Origin of the sequence: Paenibacillus sp. GYB004, assembly GCF_036577605.1 — a bacterium.
Taxonomy (GTDB): Bacteria; Bacillota; Bacilli; order Paenibacillales; family NBRC-103111; genus Paenibacillus_AB; species Paenibacillus_AB oceani.
The window spans coordinates 249,801-273,346 of record NZ_JARBDB010000047.1 but is presented as its reverse complement, the minus strand read 5'-3'; the positions used below and the strand labels follow the sequence as shown (position 1 = coordinate 273,346).

Below are 23,546 nucleotides of genomic sequence, written 5' to 3'. Positions count from 1 at the left end.
CATTCAGTAAGCTTCCGTACGCAATGCTTCGCTTAACCTGTCGCACAACTCGTCCTCATCGATCATATTCGCCCAGTAAGGCTTGAGCAGATTGGCCAGCGATACAAAAGCGGCGGACGAGATGTTCAGCTCCGCATGCGTTCGAAACGACCCCATCGTTTCGCGGAACAGCATATACCGGTCCGGGGAATAAACCGACCGTTCCGTCTGCTTCATCGGCAAAGTCGCCAGCCCGGGCACGCTCAGCGTGTGCTGATACAGGTAAGACTGCGCCTCCGGCGATGCCAGATAATCCGCGAACAGCTTCGCCTCCGCTTTGTGCGCGGAACTGCCGTTTACCCCAACCCCAAGCGTAATCAGAAGCGTTCTCAGACTGTCCATATAAGGGACTGGCGATATATCGTATTCGATCTGCCTCTCGGTCCAGCCGTTCAAACCCATGTAAGTGTTTAGCGCCATGGACAGCTTCCCTTCCATGAACATCCGGTCGATATCGTCGTTGTTTTCCGATAAATATAGCGGGACTGCCTTCCGGTTATGCAAAATGTCCTTGCACCGCTTCAAGCCGTCCAGCAGCCGGGAGCCGCGTATATCCCTGAGCTGCGCCCCGTCCCACTCGAACCTCTCGCCGCTCTGCATCAGAAACAGCGGCCACCTGTACATCGATTGGATATGGAAGGCGAACCCGTACCGCCCCCTGCCGTCGTACAGCAGCTCCGCATGCCGGATCAGATCGTCCCAGGTCCAGCTGCCGTTCGGCTCCGCCAAGCCGCTATCCCGGAAATGCGCTTTATTGTAGCAAAGCACGAGCGGCGACAATACGATCGGCAGCAGCAGCAGCCGGTCTTCCGCGCTGAAATGGGCTGCGAATTGCGGATATAAATCATAGGAGCCCGCAAAAGGCTCGAAGACGTGAGTGAGCTTGCGCTCCAATAGCTGCTGAAACTGAAAGTTATCCATCAGGGCCAGATCGTCCGTGAGCACGCGCTCCGTCAGATCCACTCCGGGGACCGAACCGCTCCAGGACCGGACTTCCACCGTTATCCACGGATACAAACGCCGAAATTGCTCAATCAGCCCGGCTAGCTTCAAATTCCGCAGCATGACGTGGTTGCAGGCCACCGTCAGATGGACAGGAGGGCGGTCGGCGACGACCCGGTTCCCTACACTCGGAATTTTCTCGATCCACCCTTCCTGCACCAGCTGCTCCAGCCCGAGCCGGATCGAGTGATTGCTCAGCCCGAACCGGATTTCCAGCGATTTCTCCGGCGGCAGGAAGCTTCCAGGAGCCCACTTTCCCGTTATCATTTCTTCACGCAATTCCTTTGCGAACTGTTCCAGCTGTTGTCCGAATTGTTCCTTGGTCGGTCTTTTTCTCAACGTGATGCACCCCGGCTCTGTATAGTCAACCATCGATTCGCTTCAGCTCAGCCTGCGATCACCTCCGCTGTTGCAGGAGTTCCTGCGCATTTTATACCGACTCATAAAATCAATTATTTTATGAGTCACAATATGGTTTTTCTGTTATATTTTCTCTATAATTTGAGTGTATAAGGGAAGTAAAGCGCTGTCAATTGTTATTTAACGAGTTAGATGGACAACAACTTGTAATTTTACGAGTCAAATTACTGGAAGAATGCTCCTTACCGCTCTGCTCCTTGCTCCTCGTATCCGCGTTCTTTTTTCTTTTCTTTTTTCCCCGATAATTGGGCACGTTCTACGAAAGCCGCTCCTTGGCCGCCGATGCCGGTTCATTTTAACGAAGCCTTTATTACGATGAATAACTATGAATGACTCTGAGTAAGCGGCAGCTATTCTGGTACATAAACTCACATTTACTTTTTTGAAACAACGCTTTAAAGCTTTACCTCTCTAGCAAAATTTCTGTAACGATAAGTAAAACCGTCAGAGATTCACCCCGATGGTCCATTGACGTGCAAACCCGTACGCTTGTATATCGGAGGGAATGAGTACCTTCGCTTCAGCCGCTGGTTGATGAGGTTTAGGGGAGGACCCGCCAGGCTCTGGATGCGGCCCGAAAACATCTTGCTTGCGGGAAGGATGTGTTCCCTTTCGCCAAAACGTATGCGCACGCGGGCTCTAAACTATATAAGAGTCTTATGCACTCTTTTTTTTCGGCCTTTTCCAAAAAACGAAACGAATAAAAGCGGTTTGTACCCCTTATTTCAACCCACTGGTGGGGGATGCACCCTTTTTGCCGATTTTAGAAGCTCCAAAAAAAACGCTCTTATTTCCTCCATCCTGGCGGATACGCAAAAAATAAAGGCTACAAACCGCTTCTAATCGATTCCTTTCCTCCCCGCTGAAGCAGGGTAACATCGACCCAAAGCGGCTTGCAGCATTTGCTGACTCGAAAAGCAAACGGATTGCTTTCCCGCTTTACCACGGTGAGGAGATTGACTTTCTAGCGTGATTTATTAAACGAAAAAAGCCTTTACCCGATTATCAGGTAAAGGCCGAACCGTCCGACCATTTCAAGCAATAAAGTTAAGATCAACCGGAATGTCCGTCCTGGTCCGGAATAACGAACCGTTTCCCGCTAATCGTGTCCCTTAGGAGTCACACCTTAGGGGCGAACCCACCCGGCCAAAGCCGGAGGCTGCCGCTCCCCCGGCGCACCGTCAGTCGTCAGTCGTCAATCGTCAATCGTCAGCCGGTAGCTGTTAGCCATCAGCCGTTGAGCTGCTAGCCGGTAGCTGTTAGCGTCAGTCGTCAATCGTCCGCCGCTAGTCTTTAACCGTTTACCGTTAGCGGCTATCCGTTAGCCGCCCCGGCTTGATCCGTATCTGCCGTCGCAAAAGGCGGAAGCCGGAACCTTCTGACCGTCAACCCCCGGGTCAGGTCGAGCTCGTCCAGGCCGCGTTCCCGGTACTCTTCAAGAATCCGGAGCAGAATCCGGCCGATCAGGACGCTGTCGCCCAACGCGTCATGCCGGGGAACGTCATCGGCGTCGATGCTGTAATAGTTCAGCAGGAAATCGGTGGATACGACGGCATCGATCTCGGGATGAATATGGGTGAACATCGCTTTCGTATCGATAACCGGATTATCGGCCATGGGCAAGCCGCTCATGCCGCACTGTTTTTGCAGCAGATTCATGTCGTATTCGTAACCCGCTTGGGTGACAAGCACGGCGTCCTCCGCAAAGCGGACAAAATCCGCATACACTTCCGGAAACCCGGGCGCACGAGCCATATCGGCGTTCGTTATACCGGTAAGACGTTCGATTGCAGGAGGAATCGGCTTCGGCGAGCGGACGAGCGAAGAGAAGCGGCCTCCCTCCAGGGTCGTCCCCCGTTCGATTCGAATCGCGCCGATCTGCGTAATATATTCCTTCGTATAATCGATGCCCGTTCCTTCCAGATCAAAGACGCAGTAGGTCCGGTCTTGCAGCCCGCTGATCCGGAGTCCATCCACCCGGTATAATTCCGAAGAAAGAAACGTCACATTCATCAGCCTTTCACCTCCTCGGTCTCTACGGTTTCTTCGTCCGCCCTGTCCGCAAACTCCATATCCGCAACAATCGGCAAATGATCGGAAGCCGTTCCCGGGATCGTGTACGTCCGTATCGTCCGCATATGAACGCTGGCCAGAATATAATCAATCTTCCGATCCGGCTGATCTGCAGGGAACGTATGTCCCACATCTGCCCGGACTGCCGTCCAGCTGTCTGGAAACGCCGAGAACAGCGGGGCAAGCTCCGGCGCATCCGGTCGCGCATTAAAATCGCCAAGCACCAGCACAGGGTCCGTATGGACGCCGGCAAGCTGAAGCATTTCCCCGATCTGCATCCTGCGGATCGCCGGATCGGCGCGATAATCCAGGTGGGTGACGTACACGCGCAGCTGCCTTTCGGCCGCGCCGAGCACCGCCTCAAGCAGCCCCGGCATCGGCTCCGGCAGAGCGGACGCCTCCTGGGTCGACAGACGCGTCAGCTTATGATTGGCCGTCTTCCGGATCGGCAGCCGGCTGAGCAGAGCGACTCCGAACTGGCGCTCCTCCTCCCGGCCTTCGGAAGGCGGCAATACGTAGATCGGGGCAAAATAAACCGACATGCCCAGCCGATCCGCAAGAAGGTCCGCCATATGCTCGAACCGGCTCCGCTGTCCGAAGTGAACGTCAACCTCCTGCAGTCCGACGATATCCGCATCCGCCTGCGCGATCGTCCTTGCGATCCGCTCCAAGTCGTATAGGCCGTCCATCCCGATTCCACCGTGCACATTATAGCTCATGACCCGCATGTGGTCCCGCACTCCCCTTTCTCTAATCTCGATCTGCTTGTATCGCCAACGGTTCTATTCTTCGAACAGAAGGCGAAAGTATCTCTCCCGGTTATTCAAAAAGTCGCGCGTCAGCCGGTAATGTTCGGTCTGTTCGTAATCAATGTCGGCAACCGAACGATCCGTAAAATGCAGCAGCCTCGCTCCCGGAAACGACAACAAAATCGGAGAATGCGTAGCGATAATAAACTGCCCCCGGTCTACGCTGGCCAGCTCCCATAGTATCCTCATAAAAGCGAGCTGGTTTTGCGGAGACAAGGCCGACTCCGGCTCGTCCAGCACATAAAGTCCCCTGCCGGTCATCCGGTTTTCGAAAAAGGTGAGGAAACCTTGACCGTGCGATCGTTCGTTAAGCGACTTCCCTCCGTACGGCTCGTAGGCTCTGGAACCGAACGGCTCCTTGGACAATTCGTCGATATAAGCCGCAAACGTATCAAACGTCTCTGCACGGAAATAAAAGCCGCTAGTCACCTTCGGCTGCCAGATTAGCTTCAGGATCGACGACAGCGACAAATCGTCCTTCTCCTTGCCGATAACCAGGTCCTTCCCGCCAACTACGCTGAAGCCGCAAGCGGCGCCGATCGCCTCCAGCAGCGTCGACTTGCCGGAACCGTTGTCCCCGACAAAAAACGTAACATTGGACGGAAAGTCCAACCCGCTTAAGGATCGGATCGCAGGCAAATCGAAAGGAAATCCGCGCTTCTCGCTTTCTTCCAGCCGGTCCCAGTCCAAGACGATACGTTTCAAAAAAGGCATAACGAACCTCCATTCCACAAGCTTCCAGTTGTTTTGTATCTACCGAGAGGAGGAGACGGCGTTCCGATTCCTTCAGCGGTTTCCGTCTGATCGGCTTGATTTTCTGTCTTGTATCCGGCTTTCTACCGTTTTGTCATTCTGATTGGAAATTTTCGTTCCATGCTTGGACTCCAAGGCGGCGATGTCCCGGTACGCCATTTCTTTCGTATTTCCCCACTTCGTCCATGGAGTTTTATCCAGTGTATAGTGCCGGTAATACTTCACCGGGTGTATAGAACCGGGCGCATAGTTGTAGGTCCCCATATTAACCGGATCTGCGACGATTTCTCCGTTCTCCGCATTATACACGGCCTCGAACCGGCCGTCCGCCGAGACGAACTTCACGTTATAGGCACCGTTTAAGCCGCCAAAATCGTACTTGTGGTACTTCGCGCTAAAGAGCCTCCATTCCCCTTCGGCGGCAAGCGTAATCATATCGTCCAGTTTGAAAGGCGCATCGCTGTATGCGTTCAACGTATTTCGAAAATAGTGCAGTTCTTCCGAAATTTGGCCTATTTTTCTAGCCATACGGTCGATTGTTTCAAAGTAACGTATGAAGTTTTTATGTTTACGCAAAGCGTCGGGGTCGTTTTTCAAGTCGTCCATCATTTGAGCGGCAACGGCCTGTGCGGCTATTTTCCCGGACCGATCGAACAGATACCATTTGCGGTGTTCCGCTTTGATTTGTTCGAACCTGACATCAAGTTCATAAAAATATCCGTCCGACAAAAATTCCGTTTGACCGCCGATTGCAGCCGGGGTTATCTCGGAATTCCGGATCGTCGCACCGCAACTGATCGTTACCAGGATCAGCAATACCGCAAAAGTCCTAAGCGAGCTTTTTTTAATCATCATTCCCTCTTGCTACTCGTTATCTTGAAACGGTTATGCTCAGCTATAGTCGAGTGTCGGACCCCGGAGCAAATGAGTACCGAGCCGAGCTTGACTGTGCATATGACGCGAGGTATGCTCAAACTATTATACCAAACTAACGTATCTCTCGATCTGCGTATAAACTTTCAACCGTTCTGATTCGTATATCTGGGCCGACCGAAGATCGGGCAGCTGCATCGATCCGGCCGATTATTCCAATCGATGAATGAAGGTGACGAGACATTGAGACGTGGACGCTTCGCCCCGACTCCTTCCGGCCTTATGCATATCGGAAATGCCCGTACCGCCTTGCTGGCCTGGCTGCAAATGCGGGCCGCAGGCGGACAATTCGTGCTGCGGATGGAAGATATCGACAAGCCGCGGTCCCGGCCCGAGCTGGCCCGCGCCATCCAGGACGACCTGCGCTGGCTTGGCCTCGATTGGGATGAAGGGCCGGGCAGCGGCGGACCGTACGGACCGTACGAGCAAAGCCTTCGCGCGGAGCTTTACGAGCAGGCGGTGGAGCGGCTGGAGCGCGGCGGCTGGTTGTACCCGTGCACGTGCAGCCGAGCGGAGCTGGCGGCGATCGCCAGCGCGCCGCACGGCCTGGACTCGGAAGGCCCGGCCTACCCGGGCATATGCCGCCAGCGGACCGGGGAGGAGCGCGAAGCGAGAGCCGCGCGCAAGCCGCCCTCTCTCCGCTTCGCCCTGCCGGACAAACCGGTCGATTTCGTCGATGCGATCGCAGGGCCGCGCTTCTATCCGCCCGGCGCCGGGGGCGATTTCGTCGTGAAGCGGGCCGACGGCATATTCAGTTACCAGCTCGCCGTCGTCGTCGACGACGCGGCCATGCGGATCACCGATGTGTTGCGGGGAGACGATCTGCTTGATTCCACGCCTCGACAATTGTTGTTATACGAGGCAATGGGCTGGACCGCGCCGAAATTCGCCCACGTGCCCTTGCTGTTCGGACCGGACGGCCGCAGGCTGGCCAAGCGGGACGATACGATGGTGATCGCCCGCATGCGTTCAGCCGGCATTCCGCCCGAGCGGCTCGTCGGTTGGCTGGCCTTCTGGAGCGGACTTGTCGACCGGCCGGAACCGGTCAAACCGGCCGAGTTAATACCCGGCTTCGATCTCGCCAAAGTGCCTAGCGAGCCGGTTACCATAATGGACCATGCGATCCTGAAGCTATGGGATGTGTCGAGGTGCTGACGGTCCGCATGAACCTGCAGCTGCACCAGCAGGCATGAAGACGAAGACACCGGCACGGACGAATTAGGCATCCTGTTGTGCCATTATACGGATTGTCTGTAAAACGGGCAACCGTCAGAAGCTCCGAATACCGGACCCGCCGGCATTCGGAGCTTTTTTGAAGATTTGACCGATCAGGGGCTATGCCTGTTGATGGATGACGGTAACTCCATACTTATTAGCGTTCCTCCGGAATCAGCTGCCGATTACTTGCCCTGGCAGCGCTCCGGTCACCGCTCCGTTCCGGACGACAAATGTTCCGGCCACCAGCACATGAGCGATGCCTTCCGGGGCTATGCGCGGGTTCTCGAACGTAGCGTCGCTGCGAATGACGGCCGGGTCGAAGATGACCAGATCGGCGGCTTTGCCGGGCGCCAGTCTCCCCCGGTCATGCAAGCCGAATCGTTCCGCCGGATACCCGGACATTTTCCGGACCGCCTCTTCCATAGAGAGCCAGCCTTTCTCCCTGACGAACGAGCCGAGAATGCGCGGATAAGTGCCGTACCCCCGCGGATGAGGCGATCCGCTGACAAAGATGCCGTCGGTCGACACCATATGGCGGGGATGCTTGTAGGTGTGCTCCAGAAACGGTTCGCGGACCGGGTCCCAGTGATAAATGAACAGCGCCTGCAAATCCGATTCCAGCAGCATGTCGCAGATCAGCTCCGGCAGCGGCATGCCGGTCTGTTTAACAATATCCGCCAGCATCATGCCGGTATACGGCTTATACCGTTCCGCCTTTACAGTAGCGCAGCGGAGCCGCTCGGGAGGGAACGCTTGACTTAAATAGCCGGACATCCGCTCGCGGTCCCGGCCGCTGGCCAGCCGTTCCTTAACCTGCGACGGCGAACCGGCCTGCGCCCACGGCGGCAAATAATAGAGCAGGTGCGTACATCCCGCAGGATACGGATACATATCGAATGAAAGATCGACCCCTTCGGCTTCCGCCCGGCGGACGTTCCCCGCTTGGACATCGTCCACCGTAAAGTGCGATATATGAACCGGAATGCCCGCCCGCTTGCCGATCTCGATCGTTTCGTCCGTCCCGAACGGGGTATGGCCGGAATTGCCGCGCTGATGGGCAACATACACGCCGCCGTACTCTGCGGTCACCTTGGACAGCTCCACCAGCTCCCGCAGATCCGCATGGACCGTCGGCTCATATTCTAGTCCGGTGCAAAACGACTTGGCCCCCGCTTCCATCCATTCCTTCACCAGCTTCTTCATTCCGGCCAGCTGACCGTCATCCGCCGTCGCGGTCGACCAGCCCATGACCGACGCCCGGATCGCTCCATGCGGCACTTGCAGCGCCAGATGGCTCGGAAGCTTCCCGGCGAACAGCGTCAAAAACTCGGAAACCGTCGCCCCGCCCCATTCGGCCGGCGTATCGCCGTAAAACACTTCCAAATATTGACGCATTTCTTTCCGAAGCGCTCCGTCCAAATGGCTCCAGGAGAAGCCGTCAGGGGCGATCAACTGCGTCGTTACCCCCTGCCGGATGCCTGCCCACCGGTCCGGCCCGCCTACGAGCTCCTTCTCGGAATGGACATGTACGTCGATAAACCCCGGCGCTATCGCACAACCTTGCGCATCGAGCCGCTCCGCCGCCTGAATTCCTGCCGTATCCCCTACCGCGACAATTTTCCCCTGATCTACAGCTATGCCGCCCGCATATTGACGGCTTCCGGTTCCGTCGATAAGAATCCCGTTTTCAATCAGTAATTCACACTCCACAACCCATTCCTCCCCGTTACTGAAACTGTAAATCGGGATTTCTTCTCATGCTGCCGGATATACAGGCCGGTCGAAAGCCGGCGTCACGCCTGAACCGCTGTTGCCAGGATTACTCCAGTTGTCCGGCAACCGCTTGCAAAACCTGCATCGGCCGTACCAGCTGCGGGCTGCCATAAGTTTTCTCCCGCATCGACTCCGGCAAGTACCATACGGCCTGACAAGCTCTCATCCCGGCGCGGCTCGCACCGTTTAATTCGTCGGAACCCCCGTCGCCGATAAATAGACACTGCTCCGGCTTGACGTTCAGCCGCTCACAAGCCAGCCGGTAAATCGCCGGATCGGGCTTGGCATATCCAACCTCGTAAGAGAACAGAACGGTGTCGAAATAGGGGGCCAGTCCGCTCGTCTGCCAACCGCGCACTTCCTCCTCCGTACAGTTGCTGACGAGTCCGGTCGCGATCCCTTCGCGCTTCAGCTTGTCCAGTAGGGCGATCACTTCTGGATCGATACCGGTGAAGGCAGCCTTCTTCTCCGCAACTCGCTCCTCATACATCTCTTGCATAACTTGCTCGTTAATCGCTACATGCTGCCCCTCCAGAATATGTCTCATCACAGCCTTGTAATCGGCGAACTCGCCCGTCATTCTCCCGCGGTGCCTGGCGCCCCATTCCCTGCGGTAAACGTCGTGCTCCAGCCCGAGCCGGGCCGCGTCGTTCCGGCCTGTCCGGTCGACCTTCCGGACGCCTCCTTCATATTCGGAGATGAGAGTTTCAAACAGATCGAACAACACCGCTTCTGTATTCCCTTCCACACCCGTCACCGCCTATTCCGGAATTTGTCAGCTTCATTATCTCAAACCGGTCTGCGGAATGCACCAATTATTTCAAAAAAAACGCCAGGGAACCGTGTCCCCTGACGCTTTTCGTGAGCATATCTGTATCGGACAATAGAGAATCGCAACTCGGACTCGGATTACCTCGCCCCCGACTCGTAGACGAACCGGCCACCGACCATCGTCCAGACGACGCCAAACTGTTCGTCCAGCAGCGCGAGATCGGCATCGGCCCCTGGCGCTATAATGCCTTTGCGGGTCAGGCCGAGTATGACGGCCGGCGTCCGGGACGCCATCGCGACGGCATCGTGCAGCGGGATACCCAGCTGTACCGTGTTGCGCAGCGCCTCGTTCATCGTCACCGTGCTGGAGGCGAGCGTTCCGTCCTGCAGCGTAGCGACGCCGCCGGCAACCGTCACCTCATGACCGCCGAACGTATAGGTGCCGTCTCCCAAACCCATCGCCTGCAAAGCGTCGGTGATCAGCACGACTCCTTCCGCGCCTTTGACCCGGTGCATGAGCCGCACGACCGCCGGGTGCAGATGAACGTTGTCCACGATCGCCTGCAAGCTGACGTGGGGCTGATCGAACGCTGCGGCGACAAGCCCCGGGTCGCGGTGATGAATCGGCCGCATCCCGTTGAAGCAGTGGGTTACGTGGCTCGCCCCGCGGCGAAACGCCTCGCTTGCTTCGTCATAAGTGGCGTCGGAGTGGGCGAGCGCCACGACGATGCCGCGGCGGTGAAGTTCCTCTACCATCTCCATGCCGCCCGGCAGCTCCGGTGCGACGGTCACCATTTTCATCAGGCCGTCCGCATGGCCGATTATCCGCTCCATCTCCGCCATATCGGGGTGGCGCAGAAACGCTTCGTTTTGCATGCCTTTGCGCTTGACGTTTAAGTACGGGCCTTCTGCATGGATACCGACAATCCGGGCTCCCGGCTCATGACCGGCAGCCTCCTTGACCTTACCGATCATGCTCAGCAGATCTTCGAGGCTCGAACTGACCGAAGTCGCCAAAAAGGAAGTACAGCCGGCAGCCGCGCAAGCCGAGGACACCGCCTCGACGCTGCGTTTTGTGCCATCCATCATGTCGTAACCGGACGCTCCGTGAATATGCACATCGATCATGCCCGGAATGAGGAGCAGCCCGTTGCCGTCCGTCAGTTCCGTTCCGTCCGCCCCGTGGAATGAATCCGGCTGGCCCTCCGCCACGGAAACGATATGCCCGTCCTCGATAAGAACGGACCCGCGTTCCAGGATGGCGGACTCCGTGGCGATCCGCACGTTCGTAATCCATCGTCTGTTCATCGTCACTTCGCCCCTCCCCCTTCCGGAGCAGCCACGACCAGTTCTACCCCGCCCGAAACGGCTGCTTCTCCGATATGCGGCGGAGGAGCTTGATCCGTAACGATGCGGTGCACGTCTAGGAGGGCGGCGAACGAATGCAGGTACCGTTCCCCGAACTTGCTCGCATCGGTTACGATGTTAATACACGACGACCTTCGCATCGCATGACGCTTCAGCTCGGCCTCGAACGAATTGGAGTTGCTGAATCCGTGCTCCACCGTAATGCCGGTCGTGCCGAGAAACACTTGATCGAACGCCATCGAGCCGAGCGTACCGATCGCGATCGGTCCGACCATCGAGCCGGTCTTCTCAAGCAGCATGCCGCCGGCTACGATCGTATGAATGCCTTTGTCCAGCAGCACGGACGCCACGTTCAGCGCATTCGTCACCACCGTTACCGAGCTGTCCGGCCGCATATGCCTCGCGATCTGCAGCGTTGTCGTGCCGGCGTCGATAAATACCGCCTGCCCCGGCAAGATCAGCTCTGCAGCCGTTTGGCCGACGCGGATCTTCTCGTCGGTGTGCACCGTATCGCGCTCCTTCAGCGATACGTCAAGCGTCAGCGGAATCGCTCCACCGAACGTTCGGCGCACAAGGCCGATCTGCTCAAGCTTCTCCAGATCGCGGCGGATCGTCATCTCGGTGACGGCATACTTTTCTTTCAGATCGCTTATTTTTACTTCGCCATCCCTTTGGATCGCGTTCCAAATTTCGTTTTGCCGTTCGTTTAAGTTCGGACGCATGGATGCTGCTTCACTCCGTCAGGCCGGTCCGCCAAGGACCGGTTATTGTCGCTTCACCCTTATTATAGCGAACTTTCACGGCGTCTGTCATGCGGTCCGTTCCACAGCCCGTGCACAGGGTCGATCCCCCACCCGTCGAGCGTCAGCTCTACAGACCGCCGCTGCCAACCGGCGTCGATTCGAGCTTTCACTTCCGGCCACGGCACGATGCCGCCGCATGCGTCCAGAGCTTCCACGCTGCAAGCTCCTACGGCCGTCGCCGCCGTCATTGCCGATTCGATCGGCAGCCCGTTCAACAGCCCGCAGATCATACCGGCAATCGTACAGTCTCCCGCTCCGGTCGTACCGACCACGGTCGCCTGGAAGCACGGGGACAACAATTCCCTTCCCGCCCATGCGGCATGATCGCTCAAGCGGCACGCTCCGAATTGCTGCAAACGCTCGGCGCTGCCGGACGTCCGGACATAGAGCCCTTCCTCGCCCAGCTTAATCCCGACGACAGCGGCTCCCATGCCAAGCAGACGCTCCGAAATGGACGACAGCGACGCCGCATTCATCTCCAGCTCCCCGCCGCCGCTCTCCGCTCCTTCCACCATAAACACGATCTCTTCCCAGCTGGGCATGAACAAGTCCACATGAGGAAGAATCCGCCGCAGGATCGAGCTCCAATCCACCTTGCCGGCCGGTGAATCCGGATCGGGGCGGGACATATCCAGCGATACGGTCAATCCTTTCGCCTTTACCTTCGCAAGCAGCTTCTCCAGTTCTCTTCCGTCGTCCTCATACATTCTCTTCATCAGCGGCGGATAGCCAAAATGGAACAGTCGGGCACCCTCCAGCTTATCCGGCGGCACATCTTCCGCAGTAAACGTATCGTTGGTTCCCGGACAATGGAGGAAGATCCGGTCCGAGCCCCGCGGGCTGATCACCACGCTGTAAGAGCTCTGCTCGCCAGCGCTGACGATCATCCCATCGGTAACGCTCTCCCCATGCTCCCGCAACGTCTCCAGAATGAGGCGGCCAAACGGGTCGTCGCCCACCTTGCCCATCAGACCGGTCCGGATGCCGAGCCGGTTCAAGGCGAGCCCGGAGTTGGCTACCGTCCCTCCTGTCGAGATAACCGCTTCCCCTACATTAACAAGAGCTCCGGGTATGCTGATTGCGGCCAGCCCGGCATTGCCCATGTCGGGAATCATATCGAGGCATATGTGCCCGGCTACGATCGCTTCAAAGGCTAAAGCACCGTTTGGAGCTGCAAGCCCTTTATCCCGCTGATTGTCCGGCTGCTTCAAGTGAATCCCTCCCGCCGATGTACACCGTCTGACCGGTGCGATCCGATTCCAGCGCGGCTGTAAACAACTCATGGCTTTCCGCCGCCTCCTCCGGAGTGGCGCAATAGAGCGGCTGCTTCATCCCGCCGCGGTTAACGAGCTCATCGCAAAACGCCGACCACATCTGCAAAATCGAGTCCGAGAATCCGAATTCGAAAATCCCTCCGGTTATCGTCGGGTATGCGGATTGGTAAGGAACGTCCAGTTCGTGCCAAGCCTGCTCGCCGCCCGGCTGATAAGGAAGAGAGCGGATCTGCTTCGGATTTTTCGTCGAATACTCGGCGGACAGCTCGGTTCCGTTAATGCGGATGAACCATGTATTTGCGTGACCCGGCGCGATCCGTTTCATCGACAATACCATCGGAAAACGCTGGTCTTCCGTTTTTACATCGCACGCCAGGATCGCATTATCCCACGTTTCGCAAGGCGCAGACCCGCCCTTGCCGTCGGGACGCGTCTCGACCACTTTTTGCAGCAGGGCACGGACGCTGTTCGGACGCCAGCCGAAGCGCAAGGGCAAGTGCAGGACGTGCATGCCCAGGTCGCCCATACAGCCGTATTCGCCGTTGGTCGCGATGCGGCGCTTCCAATTGATCACCTTTAAGGGATCGAGATCGCTGCTGTGCCAGAAGCCCGCTTCCACCTCGATGATTTTGCCGAACCGGCCTTCCCTTACCCACTGTCCGATCCGGTATGCTCCCGGGAAAAAAGGAAACTCCGAGGAACAGCGGACGAGGACGTCCGGTCTCGCCGCCATCTCGGCCACAATTCTCCGGTTCGCTTCACGGTCGATTCCGAACGGTTTTTCTCCAAGCAGATGTTTGCCTGAACGAATAATATCGATGTACAGTTCGGCATGCAGGTTATGCGGAACGGCGCAATACACGGCATCGACATCCGGATCGGCGAGCAGTTCCCGGTAATCCGAGTATGCTTTCGTTACGCTCGGAACGAGCTCCCGGAACCACTTCGTCGCTTCCGGATTGGCGTCGCAGACGGCCGTAATCCGCGGCTCGTACTCGACGCCCGTCAGATGGCACCAGCGGGCGGCCGCGCTTGCAAACTCTTTGCCCATCAAACCGCAGCCGATAACCCCGAAACGTATAATCGTCTTCGTCATATCCGGCACGCTCCCTTCCACTCGCTCGAATCCCGGGCCGCGGTGCAGCATAAACCGTCCCGGACAAATAAACCTTTCTTTTTCAATTGTATAGACATAGTAACCTCCTGGAAGAAGAATCCACAAATAAAAAACGGCTTCCTTCTTTAATGTTCGTTATTAACATATATAATGTTATATTCAAACATTAATTTTGTCTAGATTAAATTCAATAAACACGAAAAGCCGCCCGGAGAAGACAGGCGGCTTTAAACTGGATAAGCGAATAAGAAAAGCTTCTAAACGAAGCCTTTTCCACGATGTATGACCCTGCGTAAGCGGTAGCTATTCTTGGTACAGAAACTCGTATTTTGCTTTTTTGAAGCAACGCTTTTAAGCTTTACCACTTTAGTAAACTTAAACATTCTGGCGATAATAAACGGATTCATCCATATAACGAATGGAAGCAGCCCTTTTTGGTTTACAGCCGCCATGTACAAAAACCCCGCATTCCACCTCGGAGATGCGGGGATAAGGCTGCCGGCTGCCGGATAACATGCCCGGTTACGGGCGGGAAAAACGCAGGCTGCCAGTCAGGTCAGCCTTCTGAAGCAGCGCTCCAGGCGGTTTCGTTCTTCTTCCGTTCCTTTGGAAGACAGGAAGACGATGTCCTGCGACTCTCCGTTCGTCCGGTCCGGCAGAACGTCCAGCCCCAGCACACGGATTAATTGATTAACGGTCCCGGCATTGCCGTCCATCAGCGTTACATGACTCGGAACGAGCGCTTCGATCGCTTGCCGAAAAAAGACGAAATGCGTACACCCGAGCACGATCGCTCCATACTGCTCCATATCGAAACCGGACAGCTGCTGCTGCAAATAACGGCGAACTTCCGGCCCGTCGAAAACACCATCTTCGGCAAACTGGACCAGTCCGGGCAGCCCGAGCGGATCGACCCGGCCCTGCGCCTCCAAAGTTCCCAGCAGCTTTTGAAATTTGTCCTCTTTCAAGGTCAAAGGCGTCGCCGTCACCAAAACTTTTGCTCCGGAATCGCGTACAAGCTGCAAAGCCGGTTTTACGGCCGGCTCCATCCCTATAACCGGAAACGCGTAACGTTTGCGCAGGTCGTCGACTGCCGCGCTCGTCGCCGTGTTGCAGGCGATCACGATCGCCCGGACGTCGTCCGTCCGTAAAATGTCGTCGATGCACGCTCTTACGAAACCGAACACTTCTTCTTTCGTATGAATCCCATAAGGGACGTTTTTCGTGTCCGCATAGTACAAATAAGATTCCGCAGGAAGCTTGCGCCGTGCTTCGTGGAGTACGGTAAGCCCTCCAACGCCGGAATCGAAAAAAACGATTTTCATGACGGTTCCTCGCTTTTAAACTAAAGGTAAGACGTTTACCGGTCGCCGCGATCTTCCCGGTTCTTCCAGCCTCCGTCGGGAAATATGTCGGAGCCCAGCGTCGGCTCGTAGACGCTCTCTGTGCGCCACGGCTTGCGGGCGTTTTTTTTCGGACGCTCCTGCCGGATCGTGACCGCTTGCGCGTAGGCCAGACTCTCGAGCAGCGATTTGCCCGCTCCCGCTTCCGCTGCCCGGTGATGCCCGGCGTCCGGACGATCGCCCGCCCTATTGGACGGCGCCGATGCGGCCGCTCTGCGAATCTCCTTGAGACGGGCTTGCAGCAGTTCGATTTCTTTCGTCCAATCGGAGGGCTGGGAAGCTTCTCTGGACGCAGCATGCTCTGAGCCGACCGGGTTGATTCGATCGTTCATATGGACCACCGCCCGTTTTCAATTGGAGTGCAAGTCTACCTTAGCTTATGAGTTTACTCGATGATGCAGACTACCCTTTACTATATCATGAAATCGTCGTTCATGGCCTTACATTTCGCAAGCCGCTTGTTCCGTCATCTTAGAAGACAACTCGCTTTTTCCAGCCTGTAAGCGCATCCTTATACAGTTTCTTACTTGATTTTCATGCTCCGGCTACGAGTCGACCGCAGACAGCAGGCCGAGTCCGTCCCCGACCTGAGTCCAGATGGATTTCCGTCAATAGTCCGTTTTGCAAAACCGGTCACTCTCATACAATGAATACAACAAAGAATTAAGAGGTGCGATAATCGATGCAGGACAAGAAGAGATTGTACATTCTTCTGAGCGATACCGGAACTTGGTTTTCCCGGCTGATCAAATCCTATACCAAGGAGCCGTTTAATCACGCTTCGCTGGCGTTTGACGCCGAGCTCCGGGATGTATTCAGCTTTGGCCGGAAATATGAATCGAATCCGTTTCTCGGCGGGTTCGTCAAAGAGAACATACGCAGCCCGCTATTCCTCGACGAACAGCGCAATACGACGTGTGCCGTGTACGTATGCGAAGTAAGTCCAGAAGCGTACGAACGGATCCGCGAGTCCGTCCTCGAGCTGGAAAAGCGTGGAGATGATTATAAATATAACGCCTTGGGACTGCTCGGGGTCGTATTCAACATCAAGCTTAACCGGGACAACGCTTACTTCTGCTCCCAGTTCGTATCCGAGATGTTTCGCGCCGGCGGGGTGTCGCTGGTACCGAAATGCCCGGAGTTCACCACGCCGGGGGATCTGGGCAGCTCCGAACACGTCCGGCTGATTTACACCGGAAGCTTGCGGGATTACGCTTCCCTGAAAGACTGGGGAGAAGTTGCCGCAGACAGCCCTGAATGGATTCCGGCAGGATGAATGCGATGAATGCATCCTCGCGGTTCCGTTTGACGATTCGCTGCTCGCCGCATCCGGACATGCGAACCGGCATTATGGAAGCTCTTGTATTCCCGTACGACCCAAAAAATCGGCCCTCTCTGCCGGGAGAGCCGATTCGTTATGTTCGAATAAATATCCGTTGCCACGGGCATAACAGGAAAACCGGGCTTTCCCGGCGCTGCGCCGCGTTTCTACGTTTTGGGACGCACACGGTTCGTCGGAACGGCCGACATCGGATCGTCTGGCCAATAATGTTTCGGATAGCGGCCCTTTAAATCTTTTTTCACCTCAAAATATGTTTCCCTCCAAAAGCTGGACAAATCCCGCGTCACCTGCACGGGCCGCTGGGCGGGCGACAGCAGATGAATCGTCACCGCTACTCTCCCGCCCGCGATACGGGGCGTATCGGTCAGGCCGAACATCTCCTGAAGCCGCGCGGACAAAAAAGGCGCTTCCGGATCTCCGTAATCGATCGGCAGACGCGAGCCGCTCGGGACGATCAAGTGAGTCGGTGCCAGCTCGTCCATTTTCCTCCGCTTCTCCCAAGGCAGCACCGCTTCGAACACGGCGGCCAAGTTCAGCCGCTGCAATTCGCTGCGGCTCCGGATTCCTTCCAGGTGAGGCGCCAGCCATTCCGGCAGCGACTCCGCCAGCGCTTCGTCCGACAAGTCCGGCCAAGCTTCGTCGTGCCGTCTGAGGAACAGAATTCGCTGCTGCAAAGCTCTTGCCGTCTTCGTCCAAGGCAAAATGCCTAATCCCTCGATCCGGACCCCTTCGAGCATCGCGCGAACCGTTTCTTCCGAATCGGGTCCGGACTGAGGAGCATCGCTCAGCACGAGCGCCCCGAGCCGTTTCCTGACGCGGGATCGCACCGCTTGTACGGTCTGGTCCCATGCTACGACAGACTCATCGGCGATATCCTCTCCGAACCGCTGCAGCAGCTCGGTTAGCTGTACGGGCGCCGCCAGTTGAATCCGGCTCTCCGGTCCTTTATCGTCCAGCTCGGCCGCCACGATGTACGAAGCATTCGATAGTTCCTGAACTTCGGCAAAAGCGGCGCCTCTACCGCTGCTGAGCACATATTTCCCCCCTCCCCGGCTTTGGCCGATCCGGTCGGGATAAGCGAGCGCGAGCAGCAGACCGCACGCGTCGCTGTCGATTCGTCCGCGTCCGGTTATGCCAAGCGCCCGGCTCCAGTTGTCCGCCTCTGCAAGCGCTCGTTTGACGGCCGCATAATCGGCCTGCAGACCGAACAGGGCCATCGCCTCATCCGGCTTGCCGCCGTTTCTCGCCCGCTCCAGAGCGTCCAGCCGGAGCCGGAGATCGGCCGACGCCGTGCCGCTTGCCCCTCTGCGGAACAAGTCCCGTTCGTGCAAAAGCGCGGCAAGGGCGCACGCGGTAGACCCGAGGCCGAGCGACATCGCGCGGATCGTCATATGGGCGAGACGGGGATGCAGACCGGCTTCCGACATTCTTCTGCCATGAGCGGTAATCGCCCCGTTGCGGTCCAGCGCGCCGAATTGGGCGAGCAGCTCGCAAGCTTGCCGGTAAGCGGCCGCCGGCGGTTCGCTCAGCCAGCTCAGTTCCCCGGGGTCGGTCGTCCCCCATTCGGCGAGATCCAGCGCCAGCTGGGCGAGGTCGGCCTGTTCGATTTCCGGAACGCGATGCGGGTCGAAGTATAGTTCCTCCTGCTCCGTCCACAGCCGGTAACAGACGCCCGGACTAAGCCGCCCCGCTCTTCCCCGCCTCTGGTCGGCCGAATCTTTCGATACGCGTACCGTTTCCAGCCTGGACATTCCCGTTTGCGGCGAAAACCTCGGAACCCGCATTAGACCACCGTCAATGACGAGACGCGTCCCTTCGATCGTCAAGCTCGTTTCGGCGATGGAGGTGGACAGCACGATTTTACGAACGCCGGGCTTCCCCGGAGCAATCGCCCGATCCTGGGCTTCCTGCGGCAAATTGCCGTGAAGCGGCAGTACCGTCACAGCCGAATCCAGACGCTGCTGCCCGAGCAGCTGCTCGACTCTGCGGATTTCTCCGGCTCCCGGCAAAAAGACCAGCAGATCACCGGACTCCTCCGCCATCGCGCGCAATACCGTGCGTACTACAAGCTCCTCCAGTCTGCCTTCCGGTTTACGGTTCAAATATTCGGTTCGTACCGGGTAGACGCGCCCTTCGCTTGCGAGGACCGGCGCATCGCCGAGCAGCGTCGCGACCGGCCGGGCGTCAATCGTCGCAGACATGACGAGCAGCCGCAGATCTTCCCGAAACAAAGCGCGGGTCTGCAAGCATAAGGCGAGTCCAAGGTCCGCCTGCAGGCTCCGTTCATGAAATTCATCGAAAATAACGAGCCCGACCCCGGCAAGCGACGGGTCCGACTGCAGCATCCGGGTTAATACCCCTTCGGTAATGACCTCGATCCGCGTCCCGGGTCCGACGCGGGTATCCATTCTCACCCGGTAGCCTACCGTGCGCCCGACCGGCTCGCCCAATGAGGCGGCCATGTAAGCCGCCGCCGATCTGGCCGCGATTCGTCTCGGCTCCAGCATAAGAATCCGCTTGCCCTTCAGCCACGCCGGACCGGCTTCCAGCAAAGCTAACGGCACGCGGGTCGTCTTGCCCGCTCCCGGCAAAGCGACCAGCACGGCGCTTGCTCGTTCATTCAATTGTGTTATAACGTCCGGCAGTACCGATTCGATTGGCAGTCGTGCGGTCAACGTGTTCTCCCCCATCTATGTGCAAGCGGCAGCTACGTATTCCTCATCTTAACTTCCATCAGTATACGGGAGCGGATCGTACGGCGGCAAGCCGGCTATCGTGCTGGCCATGCCTCTCGGGCGGGTACCCCTTCCCGGTGCTCGTTCTTTCCTTGTTATCTCGAATCAATCAGGATCTTCCCGCATCTTATCGATAGCCGGCAAGTCCGCTGTGAAACGCTTCGGAATCTTCATGCTCCAGTCCGAACAACGCTTCCTGCAAAGCAAAAGTGCCGCGATAAAACGTGATACGATCCATCATCCCGTCGATTTCAGGATATACGGCCGCCGCAAATTGGAGAAATTGTTCTCCATAGGAGGCCAGCAGCGCCGCACAGTCTACAGCCGGATCGCCGATCCCTGCCGAACCGAAATCGATAATGCCGCTGATCCGCCGTTTATCGGAATCGTATAATATATTCGAAGTGCCGAAATCGCCATGCACGGCCGCCAGGCGAATCTCGAAGTTCTTCTTCTCGCCAAGATATCCCGTAAAGTGACGGTCCGTCCATAGCCTCGCCTCCGGCTTCATATACCGATACAGCTTCGTTCGAATGCGATCATAAAGCTCCGACCATTCCGAATAGAGGTTATCGTCACTTCTCCCATCGTTCATTTTTTCCGTTTCTATCCCATGCAACGCTTTTAAAAACCCGCCCAATTGACCCGCTAATTGCCGCCATCCCCGCTCATCCAAATCCGACATCAAAACTTCCGCTTCAAGCGGCTTGCCGGACAGTTTCCGGTATCCGATAAAGGCGCGTCCCGGTTCTAGCGAAGCAAAGCTGGAATAGATCGGACGTGGCACTTCGATCGGCACCCGGCCCGCGATCCGGTTCAAAAATGCCGCTTCCCGCTTCAGCTGTCGAATTCCTTCCGCATATTTCGGAAAGCGGAATATCATCTGTGAATTGACCAGCACAATGTCGCTGTTTTGCCCGGAACCGAACACTTCTACGGACTCCAGGCTCAGTCCGGGACAATGGTTTCGGATCGCTTCCGAGTATAGTTTCGTCTCTATCTTTATACACCTCTTACCATAATTAACGTTAAACAGTCCGGCTCAAGCCGGAATCTCCGAAAAAAAGCCAGTTTTTCTTCCGGTTCTTCCAGCCGTCACGGCGTTCATAGCTTTATTGTAGCATAACCTTTTCCACGTCTACAGAACGCCGTATGGGCAGTGTTCCTTCTAAACCTCTGATGAACGTTCCACCTAAAAAACTTCTATAAAATTCCTTTACTATCGAAAATATACTTGATATACTATCGATATGAAAAGGAGGATGATTTCATGTTTGTTCCAGGATTTACGGTCTGGTATAACGTCAGAGACATTGGGCAAAGCTTGGCGTTTTATACCGGGAAGCTTGGTTTTGAACTGCTTTTCCACGATCCCGATTCCGGCATGGCTATGGTCAAGACGAACACCGACCAATGCGTAATCGGATTTTCCCAGGCGGAGGAAGTCGTTCCTTCCACCTCGTCGACGGTGTTTGACGTCAGCAACATGGAAGACGCCGTACATACCTTGAAGCAACAAGGCGTGACGTTTATCGGGGATATCGAGACGATTCCGGACTTCGTCAAGCTGGCGACGTTTACCGATCCGGACGGACATTCACTGATGCTTTCGGAGCAGCTCGTCGAGCTTTGAGCAAGGAACGGAAAGTAATCGAATTGTCGCAGGAGCTGTCGGGGCGATGGGTCATCCCGATCCTGCTCTCCCTCGAAAGCAGCGGAGGGCGGTTCACGCCACTTCAGAACAAGCTGCAAATAACACCTGCGCGGCTCAGCGACAATTTGAAGCAGATGAGCGAAGCGAGCCTCATCGATCATTTATCCCCCTATGAGCGACGCCATCCTTTACTGCCGGAATACCGGTTGACGGAAAAAGGCAAGCTGTACCGGGAAGCGGCCCAAGCGATCCGGATGGCCGATAGGCAGATCGGGCACGATTTGTCCGCCAAAGCGTGGAACGTGCCGGTGCTGATCGCGCTCCATTACCAGCACGACCGGTTTCAGGATATCCGCCGCGCCCTGCAAGCCGTCACGCCCCGCATGTTGTCCGCTCGACTGGACGAGCTGCACGGCGCCGAGCTGATCCGCAGACATGTTACCGAACAGCCCCGGCCATCGTTTATGTACGAGCTGTCCCCTCTGACCGGCAAGCCGATCGACCGGATGACTTCCGAGCTATGCTCTCTCGTATGACTATGCGTTAAATCATAAAAAACCAGGCCGTTTCTGGCATTCGCCAGCGTTACGACCTGGTTTTTGTTAACGTTTAGGCACCGCTGGAAGCCGTGTCGAGCGATTCCGCGGAGGACTCGGAGGACTTGTATTTCATAATCGGAATCATCGCCAATGCGCCGATCAGAAACAAGATCCCGGCAACTGTAAAAATCGAGACGAGCGGGTACGCGTTTTTCAAAGCGCCGGCAAACGACATCGACAGTACCATCATCCCCATGAACAGCGGATTGAGCACCCCGTTCACCCGGCCGACGATCGAGGCGTGAGACCATTTGAGGATCATCGTACTAATCCCGATATGGATACACGGGAACACGAGCCCGTTCACGAATTGGGTAGTCAGCGTTACCGGCACGCTGGTCGAAAATCCGACGATCACCGTACACAGCGCACTGGCCGTCATACCGATCGCCAGCAAGACTTGCGGCTGGACGCGTTTGGAGACCGCCGCGATGACCCCGCCTCCGATCAGCATCGCTCCGCCGTTTACCATCAGCATGTACTGCAGAAATTTCTCCGGCTTGCCCAGCCGCTCCGTTACGATGAACAGGTTGAGCGCCTGAGCGAGACCGACGGCAAGCCCTGCGAGCAGAAACGATACTCCGAGCATCCGCAGCACCCGGCTTTTCCACACATAGCTGAACCCTTCCACAAACTCTTTGCGAAACTGTCCTTTTCCCGCTTCCGCCGCAGGCTTGACCTTGTCTTTAGGCAACCGAACGAGCACCAGCGCCGACAGCAAAAATACGAAACCCATCACCGCGACGGATACTTCCAGTCCGAAGCTGCTGTAAAAAAACGTTCCCAGCATCGGCCCAAGCACGAGAAATATCGCCATCAGCGATTGGAACAGCGCCATTCCCTGCTGCAGCTGCTGCTCGGGGACATGCTCCTTGAACAGACGCATGCCCGACGGCTGGGAGAATTGCGACAAAATCGCCGAAATGAATGTCACGAAGTACACCGACTGCCAAGAGCCGAAATGGATCGCAAACAGGACGACGAACACGGATACGGCCGACAGCAAGTCGCACCAAATCATCGTCCTTCTCGGCAGCCAGCGGTCTGCGAACGTTCCGCCAATGAAGGAAAAGACGAAAATCGGCGCAAATTCCGCCACGCTGATCAGCGATATCGCGTACGGATCGTTGTTCGTTCGCTCCGCAACGTACAGCAATATGGCGAAGTTCCGCACCCATATGCCAATCTGCAGAAGCACATTCGATAAAATAATAGTTTGTATAAACCGGTTGCTAAGCAACCCCGGCGCTTTTCCGGCACCTTGTTCCGAAACCAAACGTTCCACACTCCTCTAAAGCCGCCGATCCGGCAGCCCGTAATTGATCATGAATTTGATACTCCTTTAAGGCAAAAAAGGCAACCCGCAATAGGGCATCGGCCGCCGGCCTTGCCTCTTTCCCTCATACGCTCATCGGACAAGCGCTGAAATTGCCTATTTAAGATGAACTCGGACTTTCGAC

General features: G+C 56.6%; 20 protein-coding genes. 4 read left to right on the top strand and 16 right to left on the bottom strand.

All coding sequences use genetic code 11. The features are described 5' to 3' along the window. Nucleotides 1-3: 3 nt before the first annotated feature. From PV433_RS19815 to PV433_RS19795, 5 genes are all read right to left on the bottom strand, one after another. Nucleotides 4-1,380 (bottom strand): extracellular solute-binding protein, encoded by a 1,377-nt coding sequence (locus PV433_RS19815; protein WP_332073782.1) that lies wholly within the window; start codon nt 1,378-1,380, stop codon nt 4-6. A 1,395-nt stretch (nt 1,381-2,775) separates the two neighbouring features. Beyond that, nucleotides 2,776-3,474 carry a 3'-5' exonuclease gene (locus PV433_RS19810; RefSeq protein ID WP_332073781.1) on the bottom strand — a complete coding sequence of 233 codons (699 nt, stop codon included), beginning with the start codon at nt 3,472-3,474 and terminating at the stop codon, nt 2,776-2,778. Beyond that, on the bottom strand, nt 3,474-4,262 hold the full coding sequence (locus PV433_RS19805) for an endonuclease/exonuclease/phosphatase family protein (protein ID WP_332073780.1): 789 nt from the start codon (nt 4,260-4,262) through the stop codon (nt 3,474-3,476). Before PV433_RS19805 ends, PV433_RS19810 begins: the two co-directional genes overlap by 1 nt. 54 nt (nt 4,263-4,316) lie before the next feature. Next, nucleotides 4,317-5,057 carry an AAA family ATPase gene (locus PV433_RS19800; protein WP_332073779.1) on the bottom strand — a complete coding sequence of 247 codons (741 nt, stop codon included), beginning with the start codon at nt 5,055-5,057 and terminating at the stop codon, nt 4,317-4,319. Nucleotides 5,058-5,129: 72 nt separating this feature from the next. After that, the gene (locus PV433_RS19795) at nt 5,130-5,951 is read right to left on the bottom strand and encodes a hypothetical protein (protein WP_332073778.1); all 822 of its coding nucleotides are present in this window, start codon (nt 5,949-5,951) and stop codon (nt 5,130-5,132) included. 261 nt (nt 5,952-6,212) lie between these two features. Here PV433_RS19795 and gluQRS point away from each other — a divergent pair, with 261 nt between their 5' ends. Continuing rightward, nucleotides 6,213-7,184, top strand: coding sequence for a tRNA glutamyl-Q(34) synthetase GluQRS (gene gluQRS, locus PV433_RS19790; protein WP_332073777.1), 972 nt, complete (start codon nt 6,213-6,215; stop codon nt 7,182-7,184). 234 nt (nt 7,185-7,418) lie between these two features. Here gluQRS and PV433_RS19785 read toward each other — a convergent pair whose 3' ends face one another. From PV433_RS19785 to PV433_RS19750, 8 genes are all read right to left on the bottom strand, one after another. Next, entirely contained in the window at nt 7,419-8,957 is a 1,539-nt protein-coding gene (locus PV433_RS19785) for an N-acyl-D-amino-acid deacylase family protein (protein ID WP_332073776.1), read from the bottom strand. Nucleotides 8,958-9,066: 109 nt separating this feature from the next. Beyond that, nucleotides 9,067-9,768, bottom strand: coding sequence for an HAD family hydrolase (locus tag PV433_RS19780; protein WP_332073775.1), 702 nt, complete (start codon nt 9,766-9,768; stop codon nt 9,067-9,069). Nucleotides 9,769-9,929: 161 nt separating this feature from the next. Further along, nucleotides 9,930-11,099, bottom strand: a complete 1,170-nt coding sequence (gene nagA / locus PV433_RS19775) for an N-acetylglucosamine-6-phosphate deacetylase (protein ID WP_332073774.1) — start codon at nt 11,097-11,099, stop codon at nt 9,930-9,932. A gap of 2 nt (nt 11,100-11,101) precedes the next feature. Then, a complete protein-coding gene (locus tag PV433_RS19770) occupies nt 11,102-11,881 on the bottom strand; it encodes a DeoR/GlpR family DNA-binding transcription regulator (RefSeq protein ID WP_332073773.1) in 780 nt (259 codons plus the stop codon). A gap of 62 nt (nt 11,882-11,943) precedes the next feature. Next, entirely contained in the window at nt 11,944-13,245 is a 1,302-nt protein-coding gene (locus PV433_RS19765; RefSeq protein ID WP_332073772.1) for a carbohydrate kinase family protein, read from the bottom strand. After that, complete coding sequence (locus PV433_RS19760) at nt 13,145-14,332, bottom strand: Gfo/Idh/MocA family protein (RefSeq protein WP_332073771.1); 1,188 nt, start codon at nt 14,330-14,332, stop codon at nt 13,145-13,147. The genes PV433_RS19765 and PV433_RS19760 overlap by 101 nt, the downstream gene beginning before the upstream one ends. A 572-nt stretch (nt 14,333-14,904) precedes the next feature. Next, on the bottom strand, nt 14,905-15,678 hold the full coding sequence (gene murI, locus PV433_RS19755) for a glutamate racemase (RefSeq protein ID WP_332073770.1): 774 nt from the start codon (nt 15,676-15,678) through the stop codon (nt 14,905-14,907). Between the two features lie 35 nt (nt 15,679-15,713). After that, a complete protein-coding gene (locus PV433_RS19750; protein ID WP_332073769.1) occupies nt 15,714-16,088 on the bottom strand; it encodes a hypothetical protein in 375 nt (124 codons plus the stop codon). Between the two features lie 350 nt (nt 16,089-16,438). Between PV433_RS19750 and PV433_RS19745 the strand changes: the two genes are divergently transcribed. Beyond that, on the top strand, nt 16,439-17,032 hold the full coding sequence (locus PV433_RS19745) for a hypothetical protein (protein ID WP_332073768.1): 594 nt from the start codon (nt 16,439-16,441) through the stop codon (nt 17,030-17,032). Nucleotides 17,033-17,244: 212 nt separating this feature from the next. Here PV433_RS19745 and hrpB read toward each other — a convergent pair whose 3' ends face one another. Further along, nucleotides 17,245-19,773 carry an ATP-dependent helicase HrpB gene (gene hrpB / locus PV433_RS19740; protein ID WP_332073767.1) on the bottom strand — a complete coding sequence of 843 codons (2,529 nt, stop codon included), beginning with the start codon at nt 19,771-19,773 and terminating at the stop codon, nt 17,245-17,247. 187 nt (nt 19,774-19,960) lie between these two features. Then, complete coding sequence (locus PV433_RS19735) at nt 19,961-20,764, bottom strand: phosphotransferase family protein (RefSeq protein WP_332073766.1); 804 nt, start codon at nt 20,762-20,764, stop codon at nt 19,961-19,963. 339 nt (nt 20,765-21,103) lie between these two features. Between PV433_RS19735 and PV433_RS19730 the strand changes: the two genes are divergently transcribed. After that, nucleotides 21,104-21,466, top strand: a complete 363-nt coding sequence (locus PV433_RS19730; protein WP_332073765.1) for a VOC family protein — start codon at nt 21,104-21,106, stop codon at nt 21,464-21,466. Then, the gene (locus PV433_RS19725; protein WP_332073764.1) at nt 21,463-22,023 is read left to right on the top strand and encodes a winged helix-turn-helix transcriptional regulator; all 561 of its coding nucleotides are present in this window, start codon (nt 21,463-21,465) and stop codon (nt 22,021-22,023) included. Before PV433_RS19730 ends, PV433_RS19725 begins: the two co-directional genes overlap by 4 nt. A 73-nt stretch (nt 22,024-22,096) precedes the next feature. On the opposite strand, the gene PV433_RS19720 is transcribed toward PV433_RS19725, so the two are convergent. Further along, nucleotides 22,097-23,362, bottom strand: coding sequence for an MFS transporter (locus PV433_RS19720; RefSeq protein ID WP_379214012.1), 1,266 nt, complete (start codon nt 23,360-23,362; stop codon nt 22,097-22,099). Nucleotides 23,363-23,546: the final 184 nt, after the last annotated feature.